Below are 23,953 nucleotides of genomic sequence, written 5' to 3' on the forward strand. Positions count from 1 at the left end.
TGCGGACGCGCGCGGGGAGTGTGGGGTGGCCGCCGGGGCCGGCGGTCAGAGCATGCAGGAGACGCAGCCCTCGACCTCGGTGCCCTCGAGCGCCAGCTGGCGGATCCGGGAGTAGTACATCGTCTTGATGCCCTTGCGCCACGCGTAGATCTGCGCCTTGTTGATGTCGCGGGTGCTGGCCGTGTCCTTGAAGAACAGGGTCAGGGACAGGCCCTGGTCCACGTGCTGCGTGGCCGCGGCATAGGTGTCGATGATCTTCTCGTAGCCGATCTCGTACGCGTCCTGGAAGTACTCCAGGTTCTCGTTGTCCATGAAGGGCGCCGGGTAGTACACGCGGCCGAGCTTGCCCTCCTTGCGGATCTCGATCTTCGAGGCGATCGGGTGGATCGAGGAGGTCGAGTTGTTGATGTAGGAGATGGAACCGGTCGGCGGAACGGCCTGCAGGTTCTGGTTGTACATCCCGTGCTCCATGACCGAGGCCTTCAGCTGCTCCCAGTCCGCCTGGGTGGGGATGTGCACGCCCGCCTCGGCGAACAGCTGCCGGACCCGGCCGGTGGCCGGGGCCCACTCGCGGTCGGTGTACTTGCTGAAGTACTCCCCCGACGCGTACTGGGACCGCTCGAAGCCGGCGAACGTGGCCCGGCGCTGCTTCGCGATCTCGTTCGACGCGCGGACCGCGTGGTAGGTGACCGTGTAGAAGTAGATGTTCGTGAAGTCCAGGCCTTCCTCGGAGCCGTAGTGGATGTGCTCCTTGGCGAGGTAGCCGTGCAGGTTCATCTGCCCCAGGCCCACGGCGTGGGACATCTGGTTGCCGCGCTCGATCGAGGGCACCGAGTTGATGTTGGACATGTCCGACACCGCGGTGAGGCCCCGGATCGCGGTCTCCACCGACTGGCCGAAGTCCGGGGACTGCATAGTCAGCGCGATGTTGAGGGAGCCGAGGTTGCAGGAGATGTCCTTGCCGACCTCGTCGTAGTCCAGGTCCTCGTGGTACGTGGACGGCTGGGATACCTGGAGGATCTCGGAGCACAGGTTGGACATGATGATCTTGCCGTCGATCGGGTTGGCCCGGTTCACGGTGTCCTCGAACATGACGTACGGGTAGCCGGACTCGAACTGCACCTCGGCGAGGGTCTGGAAGAACTCGCGGGCGTTGATCTTCTTCTTCTGGATCCGCCCGTCGGCGACCATCTCGTGGTACTTCTCGCTCACGTTGACGTCCGAGAAGGGCATCCCGTAGACGCGCTCGACGTCGTACGGGGAGAACAGGTACATGTCCTGGTTCTTCTTGGCCAGCTCGAACGTGATGTCCGGGATGACCACGCCCAGGGAGAGGGTCTTGATCCGGATCTTCTCGTCCGCGTTCTCCCGCTTGGTGTCGAGGAAGCTGTAGATGTCCGGGTGGTGGGCGTGCAGGTACACCGCGCCCGCGCCCTGGCGCGCCCCGAGCTGGTTGGCGTAGGAGAACGAGTCCTCCAGCAGCTTCATGATCGGGATGATGCCGGAGGACTGGTTCTCGATCTTCTTGATCGGGGCCCCGGCCTCACGGATGTTGGTCAGCGCGAACGCCACGCCGCCGCCGCGCTTGGACAGCTGCAGCGCGGAGTTGATCGACCGCCCGATGGACTCCATGTTGTCCTCGATGCGGAGCAGGAAGCAGGAGACGAGCTCGCCGCGCTGCTGCTTGCCCGCGTTGAGGAACGTGGGGGTGGCCGGCTGGAAGCGCCCGGAGATGATCTCGTCCACGAGCTGGGTGGCGAGGGTCTCGTCGCCGTCGGCGAGGTACAGGGAGACCATCACCACGCGGTCCTCGAAGCGCTCGAGGTAGCGCTGGCCGTCGAAGGTCTTCAGCGTGTAGGACGTGTAGAACTTGAACGCGCCCAGGAACGTCTCGAAGCGGAACTTCTGGGCGTAGGCGCGCTTGGAGAGCTCCTTGATGAAGTCCATGCTGTACTTCGCCAGGACCTCGGGCTCGTAGTACTGGTGCGAGACCAGGTAGTCGAGCTTCTCCTCGAGGTCGTGGAAGAAGACGGTGTTGTTGTTCACGTGCTGCAGGAAGTACTGCCGCGCGGCCTGCCGGTCGGCGTCGAACTGGATGTTGCCGTCCGCGTCGTAGAGGTTCAGCAGGGCGTTGAGCTCGTGGTAGCTCAGTCCCCGGTACTTCTCCGGAACGCGCTTGTCCTCGTGGCCGGGCTCGACGCTCACGCCCGGAGCTGCGGAAATTGTCGCCAAAACTGTTCCAATCCTTGGTTTACCTTGCGGACATCCTCGGGGGTGCCCATGAGTTCGAACTTGTAGAGGACGGGGACGTCGCACTTGGCCGCGATCCTGTCCGCGGCCAGGCAGAACGTCGACCCGAAGTTGGTGTTGCCGGCGCCGATGACACCGCGCAGCAGCCGCCGGTTGGCCTCCCGGTTGAGGAACTTCACGACCTGGGGCGGAACGGCCCCGCTGCCGTTGGGCCGCCCGTAGGTCGGGGCGACCAGCACGAAGGGCTCGGTCATCTCGGGGGGCTCCTCCCCGGTCAGAAGAGGAAGGCGCACCGTGCGGGCGTCGAGCTTCTCGACGAAGCGGTGCGTGTTGTTGGAGACCGAGGAGAAGTAGACGACCAGGGGGACGCGGGGCTCCGACGCCGCGGAGGCGTCTCCGTGGCCCTGCAGAACGGTGCCGGGGTGTTTCGTGCTCATGGTGCTTCCGCGCTCCGGGGTGGGTCGGTGGCCGGTGGTCCTGCTCCGGGGTCCGGGTCCGGGTCGCCGCGGGGAAGCGGGCGGCGTGCCGGTCCTCAGGCCGAGAGCAGGACGGCCAGGGAGGAGATCTTGTCCGGACGGTAGCCGGACCAGTGCTCGGTGGAGGTCTCGACGACCGGGACCTGCTGGTAGCCCAGGGCCAGGACGTGGGCCAGGGCGGCCTCGTCCTCGGTGACGTCGACGACGTCGTACTCGATGCCCTTCTTGGTCAGGGCCCGGTAGGTGGCATTGCACTGGACGCAGGACGGCTTGCTGTACACGGTCACGGACATCGCTGTTCCCCTTGGTCGTTCGGGTGGTCTTCGGGGGAGATCCGGGGTCTCCGCAGAGTCTGCGGGGGTGAAGGGGTCTCTCCGGCTGGCTGATTTCAATACTACATCTAGTGGCCGGGAGGGGAAGCGACCCCTAGATGCAGTGGTGGAGGTTGTCCACAGCTCCTCTCTCGCTATCCCCAGGGCGGGCCCCGGCCATCCACAGGGGCCTGCGCAGGGGGTCGCGGAATTCCGCCGACGGGGTCCCGTTGTGCACAGGCTGTGCGCTGCCGGGGACCCGCGGCCGGTGGACGGAATTAAATTTCGGTCACGGCGTGTCGGCGGCGGGACCGGCGCCGCCCGAGCGCCGCGGCGGCGAGCCGGGCCCGCAGGCCCCGGTAGGGCGGGTAGACCAGCCGCAGGGTGTCGGGGGCGAGCGGCTTGTCCAGGACCGCCCGCGCGTGGGAGAACGTGGTGAACGAGAACTTCCCGTGGTAGGCGCCGGTACCGCTCTCCCCCACCCCGCCGAACGGCAGCCCGGGGCTGGACAGCTGCAGCAGCGGAGCGTTGAAGGCCAGCCCGCCGGAGGAGGTGCGCCGGCGGAACAGCTCCTTGACCGCCTTCTCCTCGGAGAACACGTAGAGCGCCAGGGGCTTGTCCCGGGAGCGGATCAGCTCCACCGCGTGCTCGGCCGAGCGCACCGGCACGAGCGGCAGGATCGGCCCGAAGATCTCCTCGGCCATGAGCGGGCCGTCCGGCGCCGAGCGCACGACCGTGGGCGCCAGGTAGCGCTCCCCCGGCCCGGCGCGGCCGCCGCAGACGACGTCCTCGGCCGGGACCTGCGACAGGAGGCCGGTGAGCCGCTCGAGGTGGCGCTCGGTGACGATCCGCCCGTACGAGTCGCTGCGGCGCGGGTCCTCCCCGTAGAGCTCTGTCACCGCCCGCACGAGCTCGGGCTCGAGGGCGGCGAGCGTCCCGGGGGTGCCGAGCACGTGGTCCGGGGCCACGCAGGTCTGGCCCGCGTTGAGGAACTTCCCCCACACGATCCGCCGCGCGGCGGCCCGCAGGTCGGTGGAGCCGTCCACCCAGGTCGGGGACTTCCCGCCCAGCTCGAGGGTCACGGGGGTCAGGTGCTCGGCGGCGGCGGCCATGACGATCCGGGCGACCGCCCCGTTGCCGGTGTAGAAGACGTGGTCGAAGCGGTGCTCGAGCAGGCGCGTGGTCTCGGGCACGCCGCCCTCCACCACGCTGACGCAGTCCCCCAGGTACCGCTCGAGCAGCTCGGCCAGCACCGCCGAGACGCTCGCGGAGACCTCGGATGGCTTGACGACGACGGTGTTGCCGGCGGCGAGCGCCCCGGCCAGCGGGCTCAGCACGAGCTGGACGGGGTAGTTCCACGGTGCCATCACGAGCACGGTGCCGAGCGGCTGGTGCTCGATCCGGGAGCGGGCCGGGGCCAGGCTCAGCGGGACCGGGACCCGGACCGGGGCGGCCCAGCGGCCGAGCTCCTTGCGGATCCCGGTGATCTCCTCGAGGGTGAAGCCGATCTCGGTCAGCCACGCCTCGGCGGGGGGCTTGCCGAGGTCGGCCGCCAGGGCGTCCTCGAGCGCCGCGCGGTTCTCGCGCAGGAGGTCCTCGAGCCGGTGCAGCCGGTCCAGGCGGGCCTCGAGGTCGAGGTCCGGGACGAAGGCCCTCCGGGCCCGTGCGACGGCGGCGTCGACGGCCGAGAAGTCCTCGGTGACCGGGAGGTCCTGGGGGGCGGGGGCGGCGAGGGTGCTGTGGGTGCTCGTCATGGGCCCAGCGTAGGGCCCCGCTCGGACGTGCCAGCCCGGCGGCGGGCCGTGCCGCCGCTCAGAGCAGGCCGTGCTCGGCGAGCTGGCGGGAGATCGAGGCGCCGTCGTTGCCCTCGATCCACAGCGTGCCCTCGGGGATGCTGACCCGCCGCTCCTCGTTGACCAGCGGGTTGCCGGCCAGCACGGCCTCGGCCGGGGACAGGGTGCGGATCACGATCGCGGCCACGTGCTCGGGATAGCGGTGCACGAAGCCGCTGTAGATCTCGGGGTCGTGCTGGCCGTCGTCGCCGATGAGGATCCAGCGCACGTGCGGGAAGTTCCGGGCCAGGCGCTCGAGGTTGTGCACCTTGTGCGCCGAGCCCGCCCGGAACCAGCGGTCCGTGGTGGGCCCCCAGTCCGTGAGCAGCAGGGCCCCGGCCGGGTAGGCGTTGCGGGTGAGGAAGCGGCGCAGCGTGGGCGCCACGTTCCAGGCCCCCGTGGAGAGGTAGACGAACGGCGCCTCGTGGTGACGGTGCAGCAGCCGGTCCATCATGACGGCCATGCCCGGGGTGGGGGTGCGGGCGTGCTCGTTGAGCACGAAGGAGTTCCAGGCCGCCAGCATGGGCCGGGGCAGGGCGGTGACCATGACCGTGTCGTCGACGTCGGAGACCACCCCGATCCGCTGCTCGTCGGTGACGACGAAGACCCGGGCCTCGACGACGTCCGAGCCCTCCGTCTGCATCCACACGGTGTGCTCGCCGGGGGGCAGGGACACCTGCAGGTCGACGTCGACCACCCCGCCCTTGTCCGCCACGAGGTGGAACTCGTAGTCGTCGATCCAGACGTTGACGTGGGCGAAGGCGATGGGGACGGAGGTGAACGAGCGCCAGCCGCGGATGGACTCGGCGCTCTCGTCCGTCGACTCGATCAGCCCGCGGGTCTTCAGCAGCGCCCGGCCCAGCACGCGGACGTGGTGCTGGGAGCCGTAGCCTTCGAAGGCCACCATGACGGGGATGTCGCCCCGGCCCTCGGCGCGGCGCTGCCGGAACCGGTGGAACCGCTGCTCGAGGCGGTAGCCGACGTTGATGGCTTCCTCGGTGACCTGGTCGACGGTCTGCAGGAGGTCCGAGCTGTTCGATTTTCTCGCCATGCGTCCAGTGTTCCACAGCGGGCGCCCAGGAAACGGCGGCGCCCGCGGGGCGGGCCGGGCCGGTTCCCCGGCCTGCCCCGCCCCGCGGGCGGTCGTCGGCGTGCGGGCTAGTTCTTGATGTAGCCGTTGGGGTTGAGCACGTACTTCGTGGCCGCGCCGGCGTCGAACTCGGCGTAGCCCCTCGGGGCGTCCTCCAGCGGGATGGCCTTGGCGTTGACGGCCTTGGCGATCTGGATCTTGTCGTGCAGGATCGCCATCATCAGCTGCCGGTTGTACTTCATCACCGGGCACTGGCCGGTCGTGAAGGACAGGGACTTCGCCCACCCGGTGCCGAGGCTGATCGACAGGGACCCCTTCTGCGCGGCCTCGTCGACCGCCCCCGGGTCGCCGGTGACGTAGAGGCCCGGGATGCCCAGTGACCCACCGGCGGCGGTGATGTCCATGAGCGAGTTCAGCACGGTGGCCGGGGCCTCGTGGGAGGCGTCCTTGCCGTGCCCGCGGGCCTCGAAGCCCACGGCGTCCACGCCGCAGTCGACCTCGGGCACCCCCAGGATCTGCTCGATCTGCTCCGCGGGCGGCCCCTGGGAGACGTCCACGGTCTCGCAGCCGAAGCTGCGGGCCTGGGCCAGACGCTCCTCGTTCATGTCGCCCACGATCACCACGGCCGCCCCGAGCAGGTGCGCCGCGGCCGCCGCCGCGAGCCCCACCGGTCCGGCGCCGGCGATGTAGACGGTGGAGCCGACGCCCACCCCGGCCGTGACCACGCCGTGGTAGCCGGTGGGCAGGATGTCGGAGAGCATGGTCAGGTCCATGATCTTCTCCAGCGCCTGGTCCCGGTCCGGGAACTTCAGCAGGTTCCAGTCCGCGTAGGGCACCAGGACGTACTCGGCCTGACCGCCGACCCAGCCGCCCATGTCCACGTAGCCGTAGGCCGAGCCGGGACGGTCCGGGTTGACGTTGAGACAGATCCCGGTCTTGCGCTCCTTGCAGTTGCGGCAGCGGCCGCAGGAGATGTTGAACGGCACGGAGACGATGTCCCCGACCTTGATGACCTCCACATCCGGGCCGCACTCCACGACCTCGCCCGTGATCTCGTGGCCCAGGACCAGGTCCGTGGGCGCCGTGGTGCGGCCGCGGACCATGTGCTGGTCGGAGCCGCAGATGTTCGTGCTCACCGTCCGCAGGATGACCCCGTGCGGGACCTTCCGGCCGATGTTGGCGGTGTTGATCCCGGGTGCGTCCTTGAGCTCGAACTCGGGGTACTCGGTGTCGATGACCTCGACCTTGCCCGGGCCCTTGTAGGCGACCGCTCTGTTCCCTGCCATCATGACCTCTTCCGTTGAGGATGTCCGCTGAGATGTTCGCGTCTCCGACGGAGTCCGACACGGTGTGACGAGGGTCACGGGGCCGGCCGCCGGTGGTGCCGACGCTAACAGGACGCGTCAACGAGCGGAAGGGATGCCGGGCAGATCGCGGGGAACGCCCAGCATGGGGGAACGGCAAAAGAGCCCGCCCCGCGCGATGCGGAACGGGCTCTTTCGTCCTGGTGGAGCTGAGGGGACTCGAACCCCTGACCCTTTGCATGCCATGCAAATGCGCTACCAGCTGCGCCACAGCCCCAGGTCGTTACCTCCGGTACGCTATCACAACCTCAGAGTTCCCTTTTCGGTCATCCTTTTTCGGTTGATCCTGCGCCCCGCTGGGCAACGCATTCATAGTAGACAGCTGATCCGGATCAAGGCAAATCGTCGGCGGCGGGGGTCGGCGAGGCCTGCGCGGACTCCTCCGAGGAGGTGCCGGCGGCGTCCTCGGAGAGCCCCAGGGCCACCACCGGGCTGTCCCGCCACAGCCGCTCGAGGGCGTAGAAGGCCCGGTCCTCGTCGTGCTGGATGTGGATCACCACGTCGCCGTAGTCCAGGAGCACCCACCGGCCCTCGGAGCGGCCCTCGCGGCGGATCGGGCGCAGCTCGAGCCGCTCGGCGAGCTTCTCCTCGATCTCGTCGACCACGGCGTTGACGAGTCGCTCGTTGGAGGCGGAGGCGACGAGGAACGCGTCGGTGATGCCCAGCGCCTCGCTGACGTCGAGGGCCACGATGTCGTGGGCCTGCTTGGCGTCGGCCGCGGCGGCCGCGACCTGGAGGATGGACAGGGAGAAATCGTTGACAGTCAAGGAGGATCCTTTCCCGGCGGACCGGAGGTTCCGCCCCTCGCAGGGGCGGGGTCGAACGAACGGATGATGAACAGGAAGAAGCAGTCGCGCTCAGAGCACGAGGAGCACCAGGACCACGGTCAGCGCCGCGATCAGGGCCAGCAGCAGGACCAGCCAGGGGCCCCCTGCCCGGCGCCGGTACTCGCGCGGTTCGAGCAGCTCGAGGCCTCCGGCCGCGGTGGCGGGCACGGGAGCAGCCGGGGGTTCCGGCTCCTCCTCGGCCGCGGGCCACGCCGCGGCGGGTTCCGGCGGGTCCGCCGGAGGCCCGTGCGTGTCACCGGGTTCCGGCGGTTCGATCGGGTCACCGGGCTCCGGCGGGTCCGCCGGCGGTCCGCCCGGGTCGCCGGGATCCTCGGGCGCCGCCGCGTGCGAGCCGTGGTGCTCGGCGGGGGCGAGGATCTCGATGTGCGTGAGCGCGGCCAGCTCCTCCGGCGCGAGCCGGTTGCTGAACAGGGACGGGTCGACGTGCACCGGGTCGTGGCCGACGTGCCCGTCGGCGCCGGCCGGGGCGTCGGCGCCCGGGAAGACGACGGTGATCTGCTCGGCCGGTTCCGCGGGTGCGGTTTCCACAGGTGCGGGTTCCGCGGTCGCGGGTGCCGGTCCGGAGGACTGCGGGGTGACGGGCTCGGGGTCGCCGGTCCGGCCGGCGGACGCGGCGTTGGCCGCCTCCGCCCCGGCGGCGAGCTCGGCGAACCGGCGCTGCTTCTCGAGCAGGTCCGGATCGGCCGGGTCCCCGCCGGACTGTTCGAGTTCACGGGCGCGTTCGGCGAGCTCCCGCTGCAGGCGGGCCAGGCGCCGCGGCCCGAGGGGCTTGACCGGGCGCACCGGCACGGCATCCCCGCCGAGGTCGATGATCGGGGCGGGCCCGGCGGGGCCCGGCGGCTCGGGCGCGCCGGCGGCGTCCCTCGTCCCGTCGTCGCCGGCCATCAGACGACCTTCGCCGGGACCGAGCGCGGGTGCCCGCCGACGCGGTCGGCCTCCGCGCTCTCCTCGGGACCGAGGTAGAGGCCGTGCTTGTGGATGTACTGCACCACGCCGTCGGGCACCAGGTACCAGACCGGCTTGTGCTGGGCGACCCGGGTGCGGCAGTCCGTGGAGGAGATCGCCATGGCCGGGACCTCCAGCAGGTGCACCCCGCTGGACCCCACGGGCGCGGCGAGGTCGTGGCCCGGACGTGTGACCCCGACGAAGTGGGCGAGCTCCCAGAGCTCCTCGGCGCCCTTCCACGTCAGGATCTCCGCCATCACGTCGGCGCCCGTGATGAAGAACAGGTCCGCCTCCGGGCGCTGCCGCTTCAGGTCCCGGAGGGTGTCCACGGTGAACGTGGGGCCGTTGCGGTCGATGTCGACCCGGCTGACGGTGAACCGCGGGTTGGACGCCGTGGCGATCACCGTCATGAGGTAGCGGTGCTCGGCGGGGCTGACGGCGTTCGCGGCCTTCTGCCACGGGCGGCCGGTGGGCACGAACACGACCTCGTCGAGGTCGAACTCCTCCGCCACCTCGGAGGCGGCCACGAGGTGGCCGTGGTGGACGGGGTCGAACGTCCCGCCCATGACGCCCAGCCGGGCCCTCCCCGGCCTGCGGGGCGGGACGGCCGTCCCCGTCCCGGGCAGGTCCCGGAAGGCGGCGGTGGCATCCTGTGCAGCGGTCGTCACGACGAAGGGGCTCCCGGCTCAGCCGTGGCGCTTGGCGTCGTACTCGGCGAGCAGCGCCTGCTCGTCGGCCGGCAGGTCCGCGGGGTCCTGGTGCTGGCCGACCTCCGGGCTGAGCCCGCGGTTGGCGAAGGAGAGCGCCACGATCATCGAGCCGATCAGCGCGATGAACACGGAGACCCCCCAGACGACGGGAGGGATCCCGGCCTCGGCGGCGGCGTGCCCGCCCTCGACTGCCGCGAGGACGGTGGTGACGGACTGCTGGAACATGGGGATCCCTTCTGCTGCCGGCACGACGGCCGGTGATCGGTGAGCGGCCCGTGCCGCCTCGGCCGGCGGGCCCGGACGGTTCTCATCGTACTGAATCCGCGGCGGGCCCGCCGCGTGCGGAGCTCAGGAGCGGACGTGCCCGTCGCCCTGGACGATCCACTTGGTCGTGGTCAGCTCCTCGAGGCCCATCGGCCCCCGGGCGTGCATCTTCTGGGTGGAGATCCCGATCTCGGCGCCGAGGCCGAGCTGCCCGCCGTCGGTGAACCGGGTGGAGGCGTTGACCATGACCGCGGCGGCGTCGATCTCCGCCACGAACCGCTCGGCGGCGGCGAGGTCGTTGGTCACGATCGCCTCCGTGTGCCGGGTGGACCACCGGTCGATGTGCCGGAGGGCCTCGTCCAGGGAGTCGACGACCTTCACGGCCAGGTCCATGGACAGGTACTCCGTGCCCCAGTCCTCGTCGGTGGCGCGCACGTGGTGGCTGCCGGCCGGCAGCATGGCCTCGGCGCGCGCGTCCACGTGCAGCGTCACCCCTGCTTTGTCGAGAGCGGCCAGGACGGCCCCGCCGTGCTCGAACCCGCTGTGCAGCAGCAGGGTCTCCGTGGTGTTGCAGGTGCTGGTGCGGTGGGTCTTGGAGTTGACCACGAGCTTGACCGCCATGTCCTTCGACGCCGAGCGGTCGACGAAGAGGTGGACGTTGCCCTCACCGGTCTCGATGACGGGGACCTTGGCGTTCTGGACGACGGACTGGATCAGCCCGTGCCCGCCGCGCGGGATGAGGACGTCGACCTTGCCGCGCGCGGCCATCAGGGCGTTCGCACCGTCGCGGCCGTACTCGTCGACGCTCTGGACGCAGTCCACGGGCAGCTTCACGTCGGCGAGGGAGTCGCGGATGATTCCCACGAGGGCCCGGTTGCTCTCCTCCGCGGCGGAGCCGCCGCGCAGCAGCACGGCGTTGCCGGACTTCAGGGCGATGCCGGCGATGTCGACGGTCACGTTGGGGCGGGCCTCGTAGATGGCCCCGACCACGCCCATCGGCACGCGCACCTGGCGCATCCGCAGGCCGTTGGGCAGGGTGCCGCCGCGGACGAACCCGCCCACGGGGTCGGGCAGCGCGGCCAGCTCCCGCAGGCTCTCGGCCAGTCCGGTGATCCGCTGCGCGTCGAGCTTGAGCCGGTCCAGCAGGGCCTCGGAGGTCCCGTCGGCCCGGCCCCGCTCGAGGTCCTTGGCGTTGGCGGCGAGCACGACGTCCTGCTTGCGCTCGATCCGGTGGGCGATGGCGAGCAGCGCCCGGTCCTTCCAGGCCCGGGTGGCGCGGCCGAGCACGCGGGCGGAGTCCCGGGCGTCGTCGGCCATCGCGGCGACACCGGCGACGGGGTCCTCCCCGAAGGTGGCGATGATGCCGTGGTCGGACACGACCGCCTTGCGGGTCGTGGTGGCTTCGTCGGTGGTCACGGAATCGTGTGCGGCGGAAGTCATTTCTTCAGTTTAGTCCGCGCGCCGCGGGCGCGCAGGACCACCAGGTTGTCCACGTGCACGAGCTCCCGGCTGTAGTCGTCCCCGAGCTCCTCCGCCAGCACCGAGGTCGACTTGCCGAGCATCGGCGGGATCTCGTCCGACGAGTAGTTGGTCAGCCCGTGCGCGATCTCCTGGCCGTCCTGGTCCCGCAGCGAGACGGGCTCCCCCGCTTCGAAGATCCCGGACACCCCGGTGACCCCGGCGGCCAGCAGGGAGTTGCGGTCGCGGATCGCGTCGACGGCGCCCGGGTCCAGGGTCAGGGAGCCTTTGATGTCCGCGAGGTGGGCCAGCCACAGCAGCCGGACGTTGCGCCGCCCGCCGGACGTCGCGAACCAGGTGCCGACGTCGTCGCCGTCCAGCGCCCGGGTGATGTTCTGCGCCGAGGTGACGAGCGCGGGGATGCCGGAGGCCGCGGCGATCCGGGCGGCCTGGACCTTGGTGACCATGCCGCCGGAGCCGACGCCGGCGCGGCCGATCGACCCGATCTGCACGCCCTCGAGGTCCTTGATGGGGTCGTTGACCACCGGGATCCGGTCCCCGCCATGGCGGGGGTCCTTGGTGTAGAGGGCGTCGACGTCGGAGAGCAGCAGCAGCACGTCCGCCTTGATCAGGTGGGCGATCAGGGCGGCGATCCGGTCGTTGTCGCCGAACTTGATCTCCTGCGTGGCCACGGCGTCGTTCTCGTTGACGATCGGCAGCACGCCGAAGTCGAGCAGCCGCTCGATCTGGCGGTGCGTGTTCTGGTAGTGGTTGCGCCGCATGAGGTCCTCGGCGGTGACCAGCACCTGGCCCACGGTGACGCCGTAGCGGGCGAAGGACTCGATGTAGCGGCCCATGAGCAGCCCCTGCCCCACGGCGGCGGCGGCCTGCTTGCCGGCCAGGTTCTTGGGCCGCCGGGACAGTCCCAGCGGCGCCAGGCCCGCCGTGATCGCACCCGAGGAGACGAACACGATCTCGATGCCGCGCGCCTTGGTCAGGCCCAGGGCGTCCACGATCGTCCGCACGGCCTGCTCGTCGATCGAGCTCTCGATGGACGTCAGCGACGACGAGCCGACCTTGACCACCACGCGGTGGGCGCGCGGTATGTCCTCGCGGCGCTCGATCGGGCTGCGCCGGTTCTTCCCGCGGTTCTCGCTGCTGAGCTGGACCGCGGACTTCTCCGCGACCTCCTCCAGGCGCTCGACGTCGATCTCGTTCGTCTGCTCGTTCATCCTGTGCGTCTTCCTCGTCCGGTGGGCGTCGGTGGGCAGGTCGGTCGTTCGTCGTGTCCGTCGGTGCTTCGTCGGGTCGGTCCCTCTTCGGGTCGTGGTCGCCGGTCGGGCCGTGGTCGTCAGTCGTCGGTGCCGGGGGTGGGCTCGCCGTCGCCGCGACGGGCGTCGACCGACTCGGTCCACACCCCGGCACTCCGCTCGGCCTCGAGCTCGGCGCGGGCGGCGGCCTTGGCGTCCTTGCGCTCCTGGTACTGCTGGCGCTTCTGCTCGCGGGTGGGGCGGTCGATGTCGGCGAAGCGCAGGTCCGTGCCGCGCGGTCCGGCCAGCAGCTCCGCGCCGCCGACCATCGTGGGCTCCCAGTCGAAGACCACGCCGTTGTCCTCGGGACCGATGAGCACGGCGTCGCCGGGGCGGGCGCCCTGCTTGAACAGCTCGCTCTCGACACCGAGCTTCGCGAGCCGGTCGGCGAGGTAGCCCACCGCTTCCTCGTTGTTGAAGTCGGTCTGCAGGATCCAGCGGTCGGGCTTGTCGCCGCGCACGTGCCACAGCGGCTCGAGGTTGCGCTCCTCGCGGGTGATGGTGAACTCGGGTCCGCGCACTCCCCGGGGCCGCAGCACCACGCGCGGGGGCTCGGCCTGGGCCGGCCGCGCCGCCCGGGCCTGCTCCACGACCTCGCCCATGGCGAAGGTCAGCGGGCGCAGGCCCTCGTGGGAGGCGGTGGAGATCTCGAAGACGCGGTAGCCGCGGGACTCGAGCTCGGGGCGCACGAAGTCCGCCAGCTCGCGGGCCTCGAGGACGTCGATCTTGTTGAGCGCCACCAGCCGGGGCCGCTCGTTGAGCGGCAGCGCGTCCCCGCCGGCGAGGTCGCCGTCGACGGCGTAGCCGGCGAGCTCCGCCTCGATGGTCTCGAGGTCGGAGATCGGGTCCCGGCCCGGCTCGAGGGTCGCGCAGTCCAGGACGTGCACGAGGGCGGCGCAGCGCTCGACGTGGCGCAGGAACTCCAGGCCCAGGCCCTTGCCCTCGGAGGCGCCGGGGATCAGCCCGGGCACGTCGGCCACGGTGTAGCGCACGTCCCCGGCCTGGACGACGCCGAGGTTCGGGACGAGCGTGGTGAACGGGTAGTCGGCGATCTTGGGCCGGGCGGCGCTGATGGCCGCGACGAGGCTGGACTTGCCCGCGGAGGGATAGCCGACCAGCGCGATGTCGGCGATGGACTTCAGCTCCAGGACCACGTCCCGGGACGCGCCCGGGGTGCCGAGGAGGGCGAAGCCGGGCGCCTTGCGCTTGACCGAGGCCAGCGCGGCGTTGCCGAGCCCGCCCTGCCCGCCGGGGGCGGCCACGAACTCGGCGCCCTGGCCCACGAGGTCGGCCAGGACGTTGCCGTCGCCGTCCTTGACCACGGTGCCGTCGGGCACGGAGAGCACGAGGTCCTCCCCGTTGTGGCCGTGCCGGAGGTCGCCCTTGCCGGGGCCGCCGTTGGGCGCGGACCGGTGCGGGACGTGGTGGTAGTTCAGCAGCGTGGTGGTCTGGCCGTCCACGCGCAGGATCACGTTGCCGCCGTCTCCCCCGTTGCCTCCGTCCGGCCCGCCGAGGGGCTTGAACTTCTCGCGGCGGATGGACACGCAGCCGTGCCCCCCGGAACCGCCGGACACGTGCAGGACGACGCGGTCGACGAAACTGGCCACGGGAACTCCTCTGGTCAAGAACGGGCGTGCCCGCGCACGGGCCGGGTTAAAACTGTGGAGGGCGGGCGCTGGACGCACCCACCCTCCACAGATCAGACATGGGCGGTGCGGGTCGGAACCCGCACCGGGGGCCGGCGGACCGGCCCGGTCGACTACTCGGCGGCAGCCTGGATGTTGACGACCTTCCGGCCCCGGCGGGTGCCGAACTCGACCTGGCCGGCGGCCAGGGCGAAGAGGGTGTCGTCGCCACCGCGGCCGACGTTCAGGCCGGGGTGGAAGTGCGTGCCGCGCTGGCGGACGAGGATCTCGCCGGCGTTGACGGTCTGGCCGCCGAAGCGCTTCACACCGAGGTACTGCGCGTTGGAGTCCCGACCGTTGCGAGTGGAGCTCGCGCCCTTCTTGTGTGCCATGGGATGTTCCTACCTTCGTGTTGGGACTGGCGTCCGGAGTCTACAGGGGAGGGTTCGCGCCGGTCAGGCGTCGATGCCGGTCACCTTGACGGTGGTCAGCTCGGCGCGGAAGCCCTGGCGCTTCTTGTAGCCGGTCTTGTTCTTGAACTTCTGGATGGAGATCTTGGGACCGCGGAGGTTCTCGACGATCTCGGCCGTGACCTTGACGCTCGCCAGGGTCTGGGCATCCGAGGTGATCTTGTCCCCGTCGACCAGCAGCAGGGCAGGGAGCTCGATGGTGCTGCCTGCGCCGCCGGCGACGCGGTCAAGGGTAACGAGGTCTCCGACGGAAACCTTTTCCTGGCGGCCGCCAGCGCGGACAATCGCGTACACCACTTGGGAACTCACTTCTCTCGACGTCATGTGTAAACAGTGTGGGTCGAGCGCATACCTGTCAGGACCAACGACGTTGAGACGAGCTGACGGTGACCGGCCCGTGGGACTAGGCCGAGGTCAGCGCAGGTTCGCCGCAATTCAGGAACTGCACCCGCATGTGCCGCCAGGTGGGGTGTCGAGTTTTACACGCGCGCACCGGCATGGCACCGAAGATCAAGACTACTCGATCCGGTCAGCACCCGCCAACCGGCGCTCCGCCACCGGCGCGTCGAAGAAGTCCCGCTCGAGGACGCAGGCCTCCAGGAAGACCTCCCGCATCCGCTCCCGGACGGCCGGGGACGCGTCCCCGGCGGCCTCGTCGAGCAGCTCCCGGGCCGTGCGCGTGGCCTCCTGGAAGCCCTCGTCGGCGTAGGTGGCGAGCCAGTCCGCGTAGGGGTGGTCGCCGGTCCCCGCGGCCGCCGCGAGCTCCCCCAGGTGCCGGCCGACGTCGGCGTAGACCCAGAAGCACGGCAGCACCGCGGCGAGGCCGACCGGGTAGGGCTCCGCGGCGGTGGCCGCGAGCAGGAACGAGGTGTAGCGCCGGGTCACCTCCCCGGGCGCGCCGCCGGCGCTCCCGGCCCCGGCATGCTGCAGACGGGCGCGGTGCAGCCGGGTCTCCGTCTCGGCGCAGGACACGGCGCCGGCCGCGAAGAACAGCCGCTGGCGCTCGTCCGGTGCCCGGGCGGCCAGCAGGGCCAGGGCCCGGCTGTAGCCGTCGAGGTACTGCAGGTCCTGGTCGAGGTAGGCGAGGAAGCACTCCGGCTCCAGCCCGCCGTCGCCCAGGCCGCGGACGAAGTCGAGCTCCTCGATCTCCCGGCGCACGCCGGCGGAGGCCGCCCACAGCTCGTCGCTGAACCGGGCCGGTGCCGTGCCCCAGGTCTCGAGGGCCTCCTGGACGTGGTGGAAGTGGTGCACGGGACCGCTGCCGTGGCCGACCGACAGGTCCCCGGAGCGCTCCAGCGCCCCGCGCAGCCAGTCACGGGCGATCCCCAGGCTCCGCGCCCAGTCCCCGTGCCGGGCCTGCAGGGTCGCCAGGGCGGAGGAGAGCGAGCAGCCGGTGCCGTGCGAGTTCTCGGTGGCCACGCGGGCGCCGTCGAACGCGACGAGGGGCTCCGGCGCGGCCGGGCCCACGAGCGCGTCCGGGGTGCGGTCCCCGGTGAGGTGCCCGCCCTTGACGAGCACCAGCGTCCCGTGCTCGCGGGCCACGCGGTGGCCCTGGGCGAGCGCCTCCGCCCACGACGACGCGACGTCCTCCCGGGCGAGCACCGCCAGCTCCGGCAGGTTCGGGGTGACGAGGTCGGCGAGGCGGAGCATCGCGCGCAGGGCGTCCTCGGCCTCGGGCTCCAGCAGGCGCCCGCCCGAGGTCGCGATCATGACGGGGTCCAGGACCACGATCGGCGGCCGGTGGGCCTCGAGCCAGCGGGTCACCGTCTCGATCACGGGCACGGAGCCGAGCATGCCGATCTTGACGGCGTCGATCTCGACGTCCTCGGCGACCGCGTCGAGCTGCGCGGCGAGGAACTCGACCGGCGGGACGTGGATGGAACGCACGCCGAGGGTGTTCTGCACGACCACGGCCGTGACGGCGCTCATCCCGTAGCCGCCCATCGCGGCGATCGACTTCAGGTCCGCGTGCTGGCCGGCCCCTCCGGTGGGGTCGGTGCCGGCGACGGCCAGGACGCGGGGTACGGCGGTGCTCATCGGACTGCCTCCTCGGCGGTGCTGCGGGCGAAGGCCCGGACGTATGCGGCGGCGGCCGCGGCGGGGTCGGGCGCGGCGCAGATCCCGGAGACCACGGCCAGTCCCGCGGCGCCGGCGGCGCGCAGGGCGGGGGCGTCCTCGACGCGCACCCCGCCGATGGCCAGGCACGGCAGGCCGGTGCGGGCCGCGGCGCGGGCGAAGCCCTCGACGCCCAGCGGCTCGGGGTGGTCGGGCTTGGTGCGGGTGGCGTGCACGGCGCCGACCCCCAGGTAGTCGACCGTGCCCGGCGGCAGGGCGGCCGCCGCGTCCAGCTCCTGCGCCGTGGCGGCGCTGAGGCCCAGGACGGCGTCCGGCCCGCAGATCCGCCGGGCCAGCTCCACCGGCAGGTCGGACTGGCCGACGTGCACCCCCGCCACGGGGGCCCCGGCCGCCCGGGCGGCCAGGTAGGCGTCGGCGCGGTCGTCCACGAGCACGGGCACGTCCCGGCCCACGCGCTCGGCGACGGCCATCAGCAGGGCCACCAGGTCCCGGACCGGGGCGTGCTTCTCCCGCACCTGCACCATGGTGGCGCCGCCGGCCACGGCGGCCGCCACGACGTCGGGGACGCTGCGGGGCGCGCTGAGCGCGGAGTCGGTCACCAGGTGCAGGACCAGGGCGGCGGGATCGAGGTGGGCGCTCACCGGGCGCCCGCCTCGCGCACGAGCCCGGCCCGGGCGGCGATCCGCTCCGGCGTGATGGTGTGCAACCGGTCCAGCAGGGCCACGGCGAACGAGCCGGGGCCGCCGCAGTCCGCGGCCGCGTCCTCGGCCGCCAGGGTGTAGACCGTCGTGGCGGCGACCGCCGCCGCGGCCGCGTCCGCCCGGACGGCGGTGAACGCGGCCATGAGCGCGCCCAGGGCGCAGCCGCCGCCGGTGACGCGGGTCAGCAGCGGCGTGCCGTGCGGGACCCGCACCACGGCGCCGTCCGGGGCGCGCACGAGGTCTACGGGTCCGGAGACGGCCACCGCGGCGCCGGCCTGCCCGGCGAGCGCGGCGGCGGCGTCCCGGGCGGCGTCGATGCCGTGGGTGGCGTCCGTGCCGCGCCCCCCGGCGCCGCCGGCGAGGCCGATGATCTCCGAGGCGTTGCCGCGCACGATCGCCGGCCGGTGCTGGAGCAGGTCGCGGGCCAGCGCGGTGCGCACGGGCAGCACGCCCACGGCCACGGGGTCCAGGACCCAGGCCCGGCCGGCGCGGCGGCGGGCCCCGACGGCCTCGTAGGCGGCGCCGCGCTGCTCGGCGGTGGGCGTGCCGGTGTTGACGAGCAGCCCGTCGGCGAGCTCGGCGAAGACGCCGCCCTCGCCCTGGATGTCCGTCATGGCGGGCGAGGCGCCCACGGCGAGCAGGACGTTGGCGGTGAAGTTGGTGACCACGGCGTTGGTGATGCACTGCACCAGCGGCGCCGCGGTGCGCAGGTCCTCGAGGGCCGCGGCGGCGTCCTCGGCGAGCGCCGGGTCCGGCGGCGCCGTCCCCTCCGCTCCTGCGGGGCGGGCGGGCGGGGGTACGGCATCGCGCATCTGCGACATCCCTTCGCTAGTACTGGCTAGATCAGGTTCGACGGGTGTGCTCTCAGCCGCTCGCGCGGCACCCCGTGTCAGGTGTCCCCCAGTCTAGTCGCCGCGACGCCGGGACCGGACGGCGGAGGGCCCCGACCGTGCGGTCGGGGCCCTCCGTGGGGTGTCGGCGAGCGGGGGCTCAGCCCTGGCCGGTGGGCCGGCCGCTCGTGAGGTCCTCGGCCTTGACGCCGACGCCCACGACGGTCGGCGCCCGGTCGGGGGAGCTCCGCTGCGGGGACTCCGCGGCGGTCCTCGCCTCGTGGCGCGCGCCCTCGGCGGCGGCCGCCTGCCCGGCGGTCACCTCGGCCTCGCCCGGCCGGGCGGCCGGGGCCGACGCACGCCGGGAGCGGCGGCGCGGGCGGACCGGCTCGGCCGGGGCCTCGGCGGCGGGTTCCGCCGACGGCCCGCTCGCAGCCGGCCGCTGCGCCGGGGCGGCGGGCTCGGGAGCCTCCGCCTCCTCGGCGGCGGGGGCCTCCTGCTCGGGGGCCAACTGCTCGGGGGCCGCCCCCTCCGGGGTGTTCTGGCCGAAGGCCTCCGCGAGGGAGTCCAGGCTCAGCCGCGGCGCCTCGGCGGGCTCCTCGACGGCGGGCACGTGGCCCTGCGGGAGCTCGATGACCTCGCCCTTGATGGTCAGGCGCGAGCCCTGCTCGGTCACCGCCTCGCGGTCGTCCCGGTCGGCACCGCGCTCGTCCTCGGCCGGGTCGAGGGTCTCCCCCGCCTCCTGCTGCTCGGCCGCGGCCTCCCCGTTCTGACCGCGGTTGCGGCTGCGCTTGCCGCGCCGCTTCTTCCGCGAGCGTCCCGAGCCCTCCGGCCGGGACTCCGCCGGGGCGGCGGACTCGTCGCCGGGTGCCGGTTCCGCCTCGTCCGGGGTCTCGTGGTGGGTGGCGGCCGCGATGGTCGCGAACGCCGTGCGCGCGGCATCGGCCTTCGCCTTCTCCGCGGGATCGGGCTCGGCGCCCTGGGCCTCGGCACGGGCCGGCTGCTGCTCGGCCGGGCCGCGGCGGTTGCGCTTGCGCTCGGTGCGGTTGGGCCGCTGCTGGTCGCGCGGGTCCCCCGTGACGCCGCCGGAGCGGCTCTCCAGCGGCTGCTCGTGGACGACCACGCCCCGGCCGGCGCAGTGCTCGCACGGCTCGGAGAACACCTCCAGCAGGCCCGTGCCCATCCGCTTGCGGGTCATCTGCACCAGGCCCAGGGAGGTCACCTCGGCCACCTGGTGCTTGGTGCGGTCCCGGCCCAGGCACTCCACCAGGCGGCGCAGCACGAGGTCACGGTTGGACTCGAGGACCATGTCGATGAAGTCGATGACGATGATGCCGCCGATGTCCCGCAGCCGCAGCTGCCGCACGATCTCCTCGGCCGCCTCCAGGTTGTTCTTGGTGACGGTCTCCTCGAGGTTGCCCCCGGAGCCGGTGAACTTGCCGGTGTTGACGTCGACGACCGTCATGGCCTCGGTCCGGTCGATCACGAGCGAGCCGCCCGAGGGCAGGAAGACCTTGCGGTCGAGCGCCTTCTGGATCTGTTCCTCCACACGGTAGTTCACGAACAGGTCCTCGTCCTCGTCCCACTTCTTGAGCCGGTCGAGCAGGTCCGGCGCGACGTAGGTCACGTACGCCTCGATGTTGTCCCACGCCTCGTCGCCCTGGACGACCATCGTGGTGAAGTCCTCGTTGAAGACGTCGCGGACGGTCTTGATCGTCAGGTCCGGCTCCGCGTAGAGCATCTCGGGGGGCAGGGTCTTGGTGGAGCCCGAGCGCTCCTGGATCTGCTCCCACTGGGCGCGCAGCCGGTTGATGTCGTGGGTGAGCTCCTGCTCGGAGGCCCCCTCGGCGGCGGTGCGCACGATGACTCCCGCGCCGTCCGGCAGACGGTCCTTGAGGATCTTCTTCAGCCGGGCGCGCTCGACGTCGGGCAGCTTCCGGGAGATCCCGGTCATCGACCCGCCCGGGACGTAGACCAGGTAGCGGCCGGGGAGGGAGATCTGGCTCGTGAGCCGGGCGCCCTTGTGGCCCACGGGGTCCTTGGTGACCTGGACGAGCACCGAGTCCCCGGACTTGAGGGCCAGCTCGATCCGGCGCGGCCCGCCCTCGAGGCGCGACGCGTCCCAGTTCACCTCGCCGGCGTAGAGCACCGCGTTGCGGCCCCGGCCGATGTCGATGAACGCCGCCTCCATGGACGGCAGCACGTTCTGCACCTTGCCGACGTAGACGTTGCCGATCAGCGAGTCCTGCTGCGTGTGGGAGACGAAGTGCTCGGCCAGCACGCCGTCCTCGAGGACCCCGATCTGGATCCGGTTGTCCTTCTGGCGCACCAGCATCTGCCGCTCGACGGACTCGCGGCGGGCGAGGAACTCGGCCTCGGTGATGACCTGGCGGCGGCGGCCGGTCTGGCGGGACTCGCGCCGGCGCTGCTTCTTGGCCTCGAGCCGCGTGGAGCCCTTGACCGCGACGACCTCGTCGGACGTCGCGGTCTCCGCGGCCCGCGGGGCGCGGACCCGGGTGACCGTGTTGGGCGGGTCGTCGTCGTCGCCGCCCACGAGCTCCATGTCGACCTCGCCGCGACGCCGGCGACGGCGGCGGCGGTTGGTCACGCCCCCGCCGTCGCCCTGACCGGCCTCCTCGCCCTCGTCGGCGGCCTCGGCCGGCTCCGCCTCGGACCCGTCGCCCGGGTCCTCGGCGGTCGCGTTCTCCTCCTGCTGGCGGCGCCGGGCCTCACGGCGGCGCGCCGCGCGCTGCTGCGCGGCCTCCCGCAGCTCGTCGAGGTCCGGGGCGTGGAACATCAGGGAGGTCGCCGTGACGGCGGCGGACAGGGAGCCGATGGCTTCCTGCTCGTCCTCGTCCTCGGCGTCGTCGGAAGCGCTCCCCGCGTCGTGGGTGGTGCCCGCGTCCGGCGTGGACCCGGCGGGTGCCGGGTCGTCGGTCGCCGGGTCGCCGGCCGCCGGTGTCGGGTCGCCGGCCGCCGGTGCCGCGGCGGGCACGCCGAGGTCCTCGGCCTCACCGGCCGGCTCGATCCTCTCGGCGGCCACCTCGGCCCCGGGCGTGTCGGGTCCGGGACGGCTCGGCGCGGAGACCTCCTCGGCCACCGATCCGGGCCGCTCGTCACCGGGCACGGCGGTGCCCGGCGCGACGTCGAGGGTGTCGGTCCCGGCGGCGTCGCCGTGCGCCGGAGCGGACTGCGCCGCGCCGGCCGGTTCGTCGAGGACGTCGCCCGGCGTCTCCCCCAGGGTCCCGGGTGCGGTCTCCGGGACCGCCCCGTCCACGGCCGGGGGCTCCCGGCGCGCGTCGTCCGATGTGTTCTGCTGACCAGCGTCCAGGGCGTCCTGCGCCCCGTCCTGGTTCACCTGTTCGGCATCCATATACAGCTGTGCTCCTGCCGCGGTACGCCGTCCGTACCCGGGCCCCGCAACGGCTTGGTCGGCGTTTCGCCGGTGGGGTCCACGCGGCGGCCAGAAGTCCTGTGCGTACCCGTCGCGTCCCGCACACCACGCGAACGGGCGGGGACGGCAACGAGCCAGTCCGGTGCTCCGAGCCGTTGCTCACGAGGGCAACGGTCTTGGGCCGGCGGCGGACGCGCTCAATCCGTTGAGAGCCGCGGGTCCTGCCGACCGATGGTCGAAGTCCGTCTGGGCCGAGATTCCGCGTACGGGCGGGCTCGACCGTGGCCAGTATCTCACAGACGCCCGGGTCCGGGCCGGATTGCCCCCGTCACGGGCCGAAACCGCCCCGCGGGGCTCCCGGGGAACCCCCGGCAGCATCCCCTAGGATCGGGCCTGTGACCTCCACTGCCCCGGCCCTCGACGACTCCCCCGCCCAGCGCTCCGCGCACGCCGTGCGCGCCGACCGGCGCTGGGGGCTCGTGGCCCTCGTGACCGCCCTGCTCGGCTTCTACGGCGCCGCCACGCTGGTCCACGAGCGGCTCCAGCTCTTCCTCGACGCCGGCCACCGGACCAGCTGCGACATCAACTCGTGGCTGTCCTGCGGCACGGTCATGCGCACCCCGCAGGCCGAGGCCTTCGGCTTCCCCAACCCCTTCATCGGCATCGTGGCCTACGCGGTGGTGCTGGCGGTGGCCCTGGCGGTGCTGGCCGGTGCCCGGTTCGCGGCCTGGTACTGGTGGGGCGTGCAGATCGGGGTGACCCTCGGCTGGGTCTTCGTGCTGTGGCTGTGGTTCCAGACCACCTTCGAGATCAACGCCCTGTGCCTGTACTGCATGCTCGTCTGGGTGGTGCACACCGTCCTGCTGGTGCACACCACCGCCCGGAACCTGCGGGCCGGCGTCCTGCCCGCACCGGCGGCCGTGGCGCGCGGGGCCGAGCAGTGGGCGTGGTTCGTGTCCGCGGCGCTGCTCGTGCTGATCTTCGGCACGGTGCTGATCCGCTTCGCCGGGGTCATCTTCCCGGCCTGACCGGCCGCACCGGGAACGACGGCGGCCCGCCTCCCTGCTGGGAGGCGGGCCGCCGTCGTCGGAGGACGGGCGCTCAGCCGAACCAGATGCCGATCTCCCGCTCGGCGGACTCCGGGGAGTCCGAGCCGTGGACGATGTTCTGCTGGACCTTCTCGCCCCAGTCCCGGCCGAGGTCGCCGCGGATGGTGCCCGGCGCGGCGGTGGTGGGCTCGGTGGTCCCGGCCAGGGAGCGGAAGCCCTCGATCACCCGGTGGCCCTCGACGACGGCGGCGACCACGGGCCCGCTCAGCATGAACTCGACCAGCGGCTCGAAGAAGGGCTTGCCCTGGTGCTCCGCGTAGTGCTGCTCGAGCACGGAGCGCTCGGCCTGGAGCAGGCGCAGGTCGACCAGCCGGTAGCCCTTGGCCTCGATCCGGGCGAGGACCTGGCCGGTGAGGCCGCGGGCCACGCCGTCGGGCTTGACGAGGACGAGGGTGCGTTCCGTGCTCATGGGGATCCTTCCGAGGGACGGGTCTGGGATGTCGGTCCCCAGCCTAGCCGTCCGGGTGCTCCCGCTCCCACCGCGCCTGGGCCGCGTCGCGGGCGGCGTTCTCCCGGTCCAGCCGCGCCCCGGTGCGCACGGCGTACCACCACGCCAGCAGGGACAGCCCGCCCACGACGAACATGGGCGGGAGCACGAAGCCCGTCGCGACGAGCACGACCTGCAGGGCCCAGCCCACGGTGTACCCCCAGGGACGGCCCAGCACGGCGGGCGCCAGCAGCAGGACGGCGGCGAGCACGCACCCGCCCACGAAGATCCCCGTGCGGCCGCCGTCCCCCAGGTCGCGGCCGAGGACGCCGTAGGCCGTGAGCGCGGCGAAGAAGGCGATGAACGCCTCCATGACCAGCACGGAGGAGGCGAACATCGTGCGGATCGAGCGCCGCGGCCGGGGCTGCCCCGGTCGCCACTCGCGCTGGGCCTTGGTCATGCG

22 protein-coding genes, 1 tRNA gene and 1 riboswitch are annotated in these 23,953 nt (G+C 72.4%); of the genes, 1 reads left to right on the forward strand and 22 read right to left on the reverse strand.

Annotated features, from left to right (window positions below):
• Positions 1 to 45 precede the first annotated feature (45 nt).
• The 20 genes from nrdE to RE027_RS00405 form a co-directional block, all read right to left on the reverse strand.
• Positions 46 to 2,205, reverse strand: a complete 2,160-nt coding sequence (nrdE, locus tag RE027_RS00310; protein WP_368806247.1) for a class 1b ribonucleoside-diphosphate reductase subunit alpha — start codon at positions 2,203 to 2,205, stop codon at positions 46 to 48.
• Entirely contained in the window at positions 2,202 to 2,687 is a 486-nt protein-coding gene (nrdI, locus tag RE027_RS00315; protein ID WP_368806248.1) for a class Ib ribonucleoside-diphosphate reductase assembly flavoprotein NrdI, read from the reverse strand. Before nrdI ends, nrdE begins: the two co-directional genes overlap by 4 nt.
• A gap of 95 nt (positions 2,688 to 2,782) precedes the next feature.
• A complete protein-coding gene (gene nrdH, locus RE027_RS00320) occupies positions 2,783 to 3,019 on the reverse strand; it encodes a glutaredoxin-like protein NrdH (RefSeq protein ID WP_368806249.1) in 237 nt (78 codons plus the stop codon).
• A gap of 296 nt (positions 3,020 to 3,315) precedes the next feature.
• Complete coding sequence (locus RE027_RS00325) at positions 3,316 to 4,791, reverse strand: aldehyde dehydrogenase family protein (protein ID WP_368806250.1); 1,476 nt, start codon at positions 4,789 to 4,791, stop codon at positions 3,316 to 3,318.
• A gap of 58 nt (positions 4,792 to 4,849) precedes the next feature.
• Entirely contained in the window at positions 4,850 to 5,920 is a 1,071-nt protein-coding gene (locus tag RE027_RS00330; protein ID WP_368806251.1) for an App1 family protein phosphatidate phosphatase, read from the reverse strand.
• Between the two features lie 107 nt (positions 5,921 to 6,027).
• Positions 6,028 to 7,245, reverse strand: a complete 1,218-nt coding sequence (gene fdhA, locus RE027_RS00335; RefSeq protein WP_368806252.1) for a formaldehyde dehydrogenase, glutathione-independent — start codon at positions 7,243 to 7,245, stop codon at positions 6,028 to 6,030.
• Positions 7,246 to 7,464: 219 nt separating this feature from the next.
• Positions 7,465 to 7,540, reverse strand: a tRNA-Ala gene (locus RE027_RS00340).
• 115 nt (positions 7,541 to 7,655) lie between these two features.
• Positions 7,656 to 8,090 (reverse strand): ribosome silencing factor, encoded by a 435-nt coding sequence (rsfS, locus tag RE027_RS00345; RefSeq protein ID WP_368806253.1) that lies wholly within the window; start codon positions 8,088 to 8,090, stop codon positions 7,656 to 7,658.
• 90 nt (positions 8,091 to 8,180) lie between these two features.
• Complete coding sequence (locus RE027_RS00350) at positions 8,181 to 9,056, reverse strand: hypothetical protein (RefSeq protein WP_368806254.1); 876 nt, start codon at positions 9,054 to 9,056, stop codon at positions 8,181 to 8,183.
• Positions 9,056 to 9,682 (reverse strand): nicotinate-nucleotide adenylyltransferase, encoded by a 627-nt coding sequence (gene nadD, locus RE027_RS00355; protein WP_387919329.1) that lies wholly within the window; start codon positions 9,680 to 9,682, stop codon positions 9,056 to 9,058. Before nadD ends, RE027_RS00350 begins: the two co-directional genes overlap by 1 nt.
• Positions 9,683 to 9,802: 120 nt before the next feature.
• On the reverse strand, positions 9,803 to 10,051 hold the full coding sequence (locus RE027_RS00360) for a hypothetical protein (protein WP_368806255.1): 249 nt from the start codon (positions 10,049 to 10,051) through the stop codon (positions 9,803 to 9,805).
• A 123-nt stretch (positions 10,052 to 10,174) separates the two neighbouring features.
• Positions 10,175 to 11,530, reverse strand: a complete 1,356-nt coding sequence (locus RE027_RS00365) for a glutamate-5-semialdehyde dehydrogenase (RefSeq protein ID WP_368806256.1) — start codon at positions 11,528 to 11,530, stop codon at positions 10,175 to 10,177.
• Complete coding sequence (proB, locus tag RE027_RS00370; RefSeq protein WP_368806257.1) at positions 11,527 to 12,780, reverse strand: glutamate 5-kinase; 1,254 nt, start codon at positions 12,778 to 12,780, stop codon at positions 11,527 to 11,529. The genes RE027_RS00365 and proB overlap by 4 nt, the downstream gene beginning before the upstream one ends.
• 119 nt (positions 12,781 to 12,899) lie before the next feature.
• Positions 12,900 to 14,465 (reverse strand): GTPase ObgE, encoded by a 1,566-nt coding sequence (gene obgE, locus RE027_RS00375; RefSeq protein ID WP_368806258.1) that lies wholly within the window; start codon positions 14,463 to 14,465, stop codon positions 12,900 to 12,902.
• A gap of 152 nt (positions 14,466 to 14,617) precedes the next feature.
• A complete protein-coding gene (gene rpmA, locus RE027_RS00380) occupies positions 14,618 to 14,875 on the reverse strand; it encodes a 50S ribosomal protein L27 (protein WP_017834601.1) in 258 nt (85 codons plus the stop codon).
• Positions 14,876 to 14,938: 63 nt separating this feature from the next.
• Positions 14,939 to 15,250 carry a 50S ribosomal protein L21 gene (gene rplU, locus RE027_RS00385; RefSeq protein ID WP_017834600.1) on the reverse strand — a complete coding sequence of 104 codons (312 nt, stop codon included), beginning with the start codon at positions 15,248 to 15,250 and terminating at the stop codon, positions 14,939 to 14,941.
• Positions 15,251 to 15,469: 219 nt separating this feature from the next.
• Positions 15,470 to 16,990, reverse strand: coding sequence for a bifunctional hydroxymethylpyrimidine kinase/phosphomethylpyrimidine kinase (gene thiD, locus RE027_RS00390; RefSeq protein WP_368806259.1), 1,521 nt, complete (start codon positions 16,988 to 16,990; stop codon positions 15,470 to 15,472).
• Positions 16,987 to 17,670, reverse strand: coding sequence for a thiamine phosphate synthase (gene thiE / locus RE027_RS00395; protein WP_368806260.1), 684 nt, complete (start codon positions 17,668 to 17,670; stop codon positions 16,987 to 16,989). The genes thiD and thiE overlap by 4 nt, the downstream gene beginning before the upstream one ends.
• Positions 17,667 to 18,542 carry a hydroxyethylthiazole kinase gene (gene thiM / locus RE027_RS00400; RefSeq protein WP_368806261.1) on the reverse strand — a complete coding sequence of 292 codons (876 nt, stop codon included), beginning with the start codon at positions 18,540 to 18,542 and terminating at the stop codon, positions 17,667 to 17,669. Before thiM ends, thiE begins: the two co-directional genes overlap by 4 nt.
• Positions 18,534 to 18,627, reverse strand: a riboswitch (TPP riboswitch). It overlaps the preceding gene by 9 nt.
• A 93-nt stretch (positions 18,628 to 18,720) precedes the next feature.
• Positions 18,721 to 21,933, reverse strand: coding sequence for an Rne/Rng family ribonuclease (locus RE027_RS00405; protein ID WP_368806262.1), 3,213 nt, complete (start codon positions 21,931 to 21,933; stop codon positions 18,721 to 18,723).
• Positions 21,934 to 22,349: 416 nt separating this feature from the next.
• On the opposite strand from RE027_RS00405, the gene RE027_RS00410 reads away from it, so the two are divergent.
• Positions 22,350 to 22,982 (forward strand): vitamin K epoxide reductase family protein, encoded by a 633-nt coding sequence (locus RE027_RS00410; RefSeq protein WP_368806263.1) that lies wholly within the window; start codon positions 22,350 to 22,352, stop codon positions 22,980 to 22,982.
• A gap of 73 nt (positions 22,983 to 23,055) precedes the next feature.
• On the opposite strand, the gene ndk is transcribed toward RE027_RS00410, so the two are convergent.
• Complete coding sequence (ndk, locus tag RE027_RS00415; protein WP_368806264.1) at positions 23,056 to 23,472, reverse strand: nucleoside-diphosphate kinase; 417 nt, start codon at positions 23,470 to 23,472, stop codon at positions 23,056 to 23,058.
• A gap of 43 nt (positions 23,473 to 23,515) precedes the next feature.
• Positions 23,516 to 23,950 (reverse strand): DUF4233 domain-containing protein, encoded by a 435-nt coding sequence (locus RE027_RS00420; protein ID WP_368806604.1) that lies wholly within the window; start codon positions 23,948 to 23,950, stop codon positions 23,516 to 23,518.
• Between the last annotated feature and the right edge of the window lie 3 nt (positions 23,951 to 23,953).

This window comes from Kocuria sabuli (assembly GCF_040981185.1).
GTDB classification, from domain to species: Bacteria; Actinomycetota; Actinomycetes; order Actinomycetales; family Micrococcaceae; genus Kocuria; species Kocuria sabuli.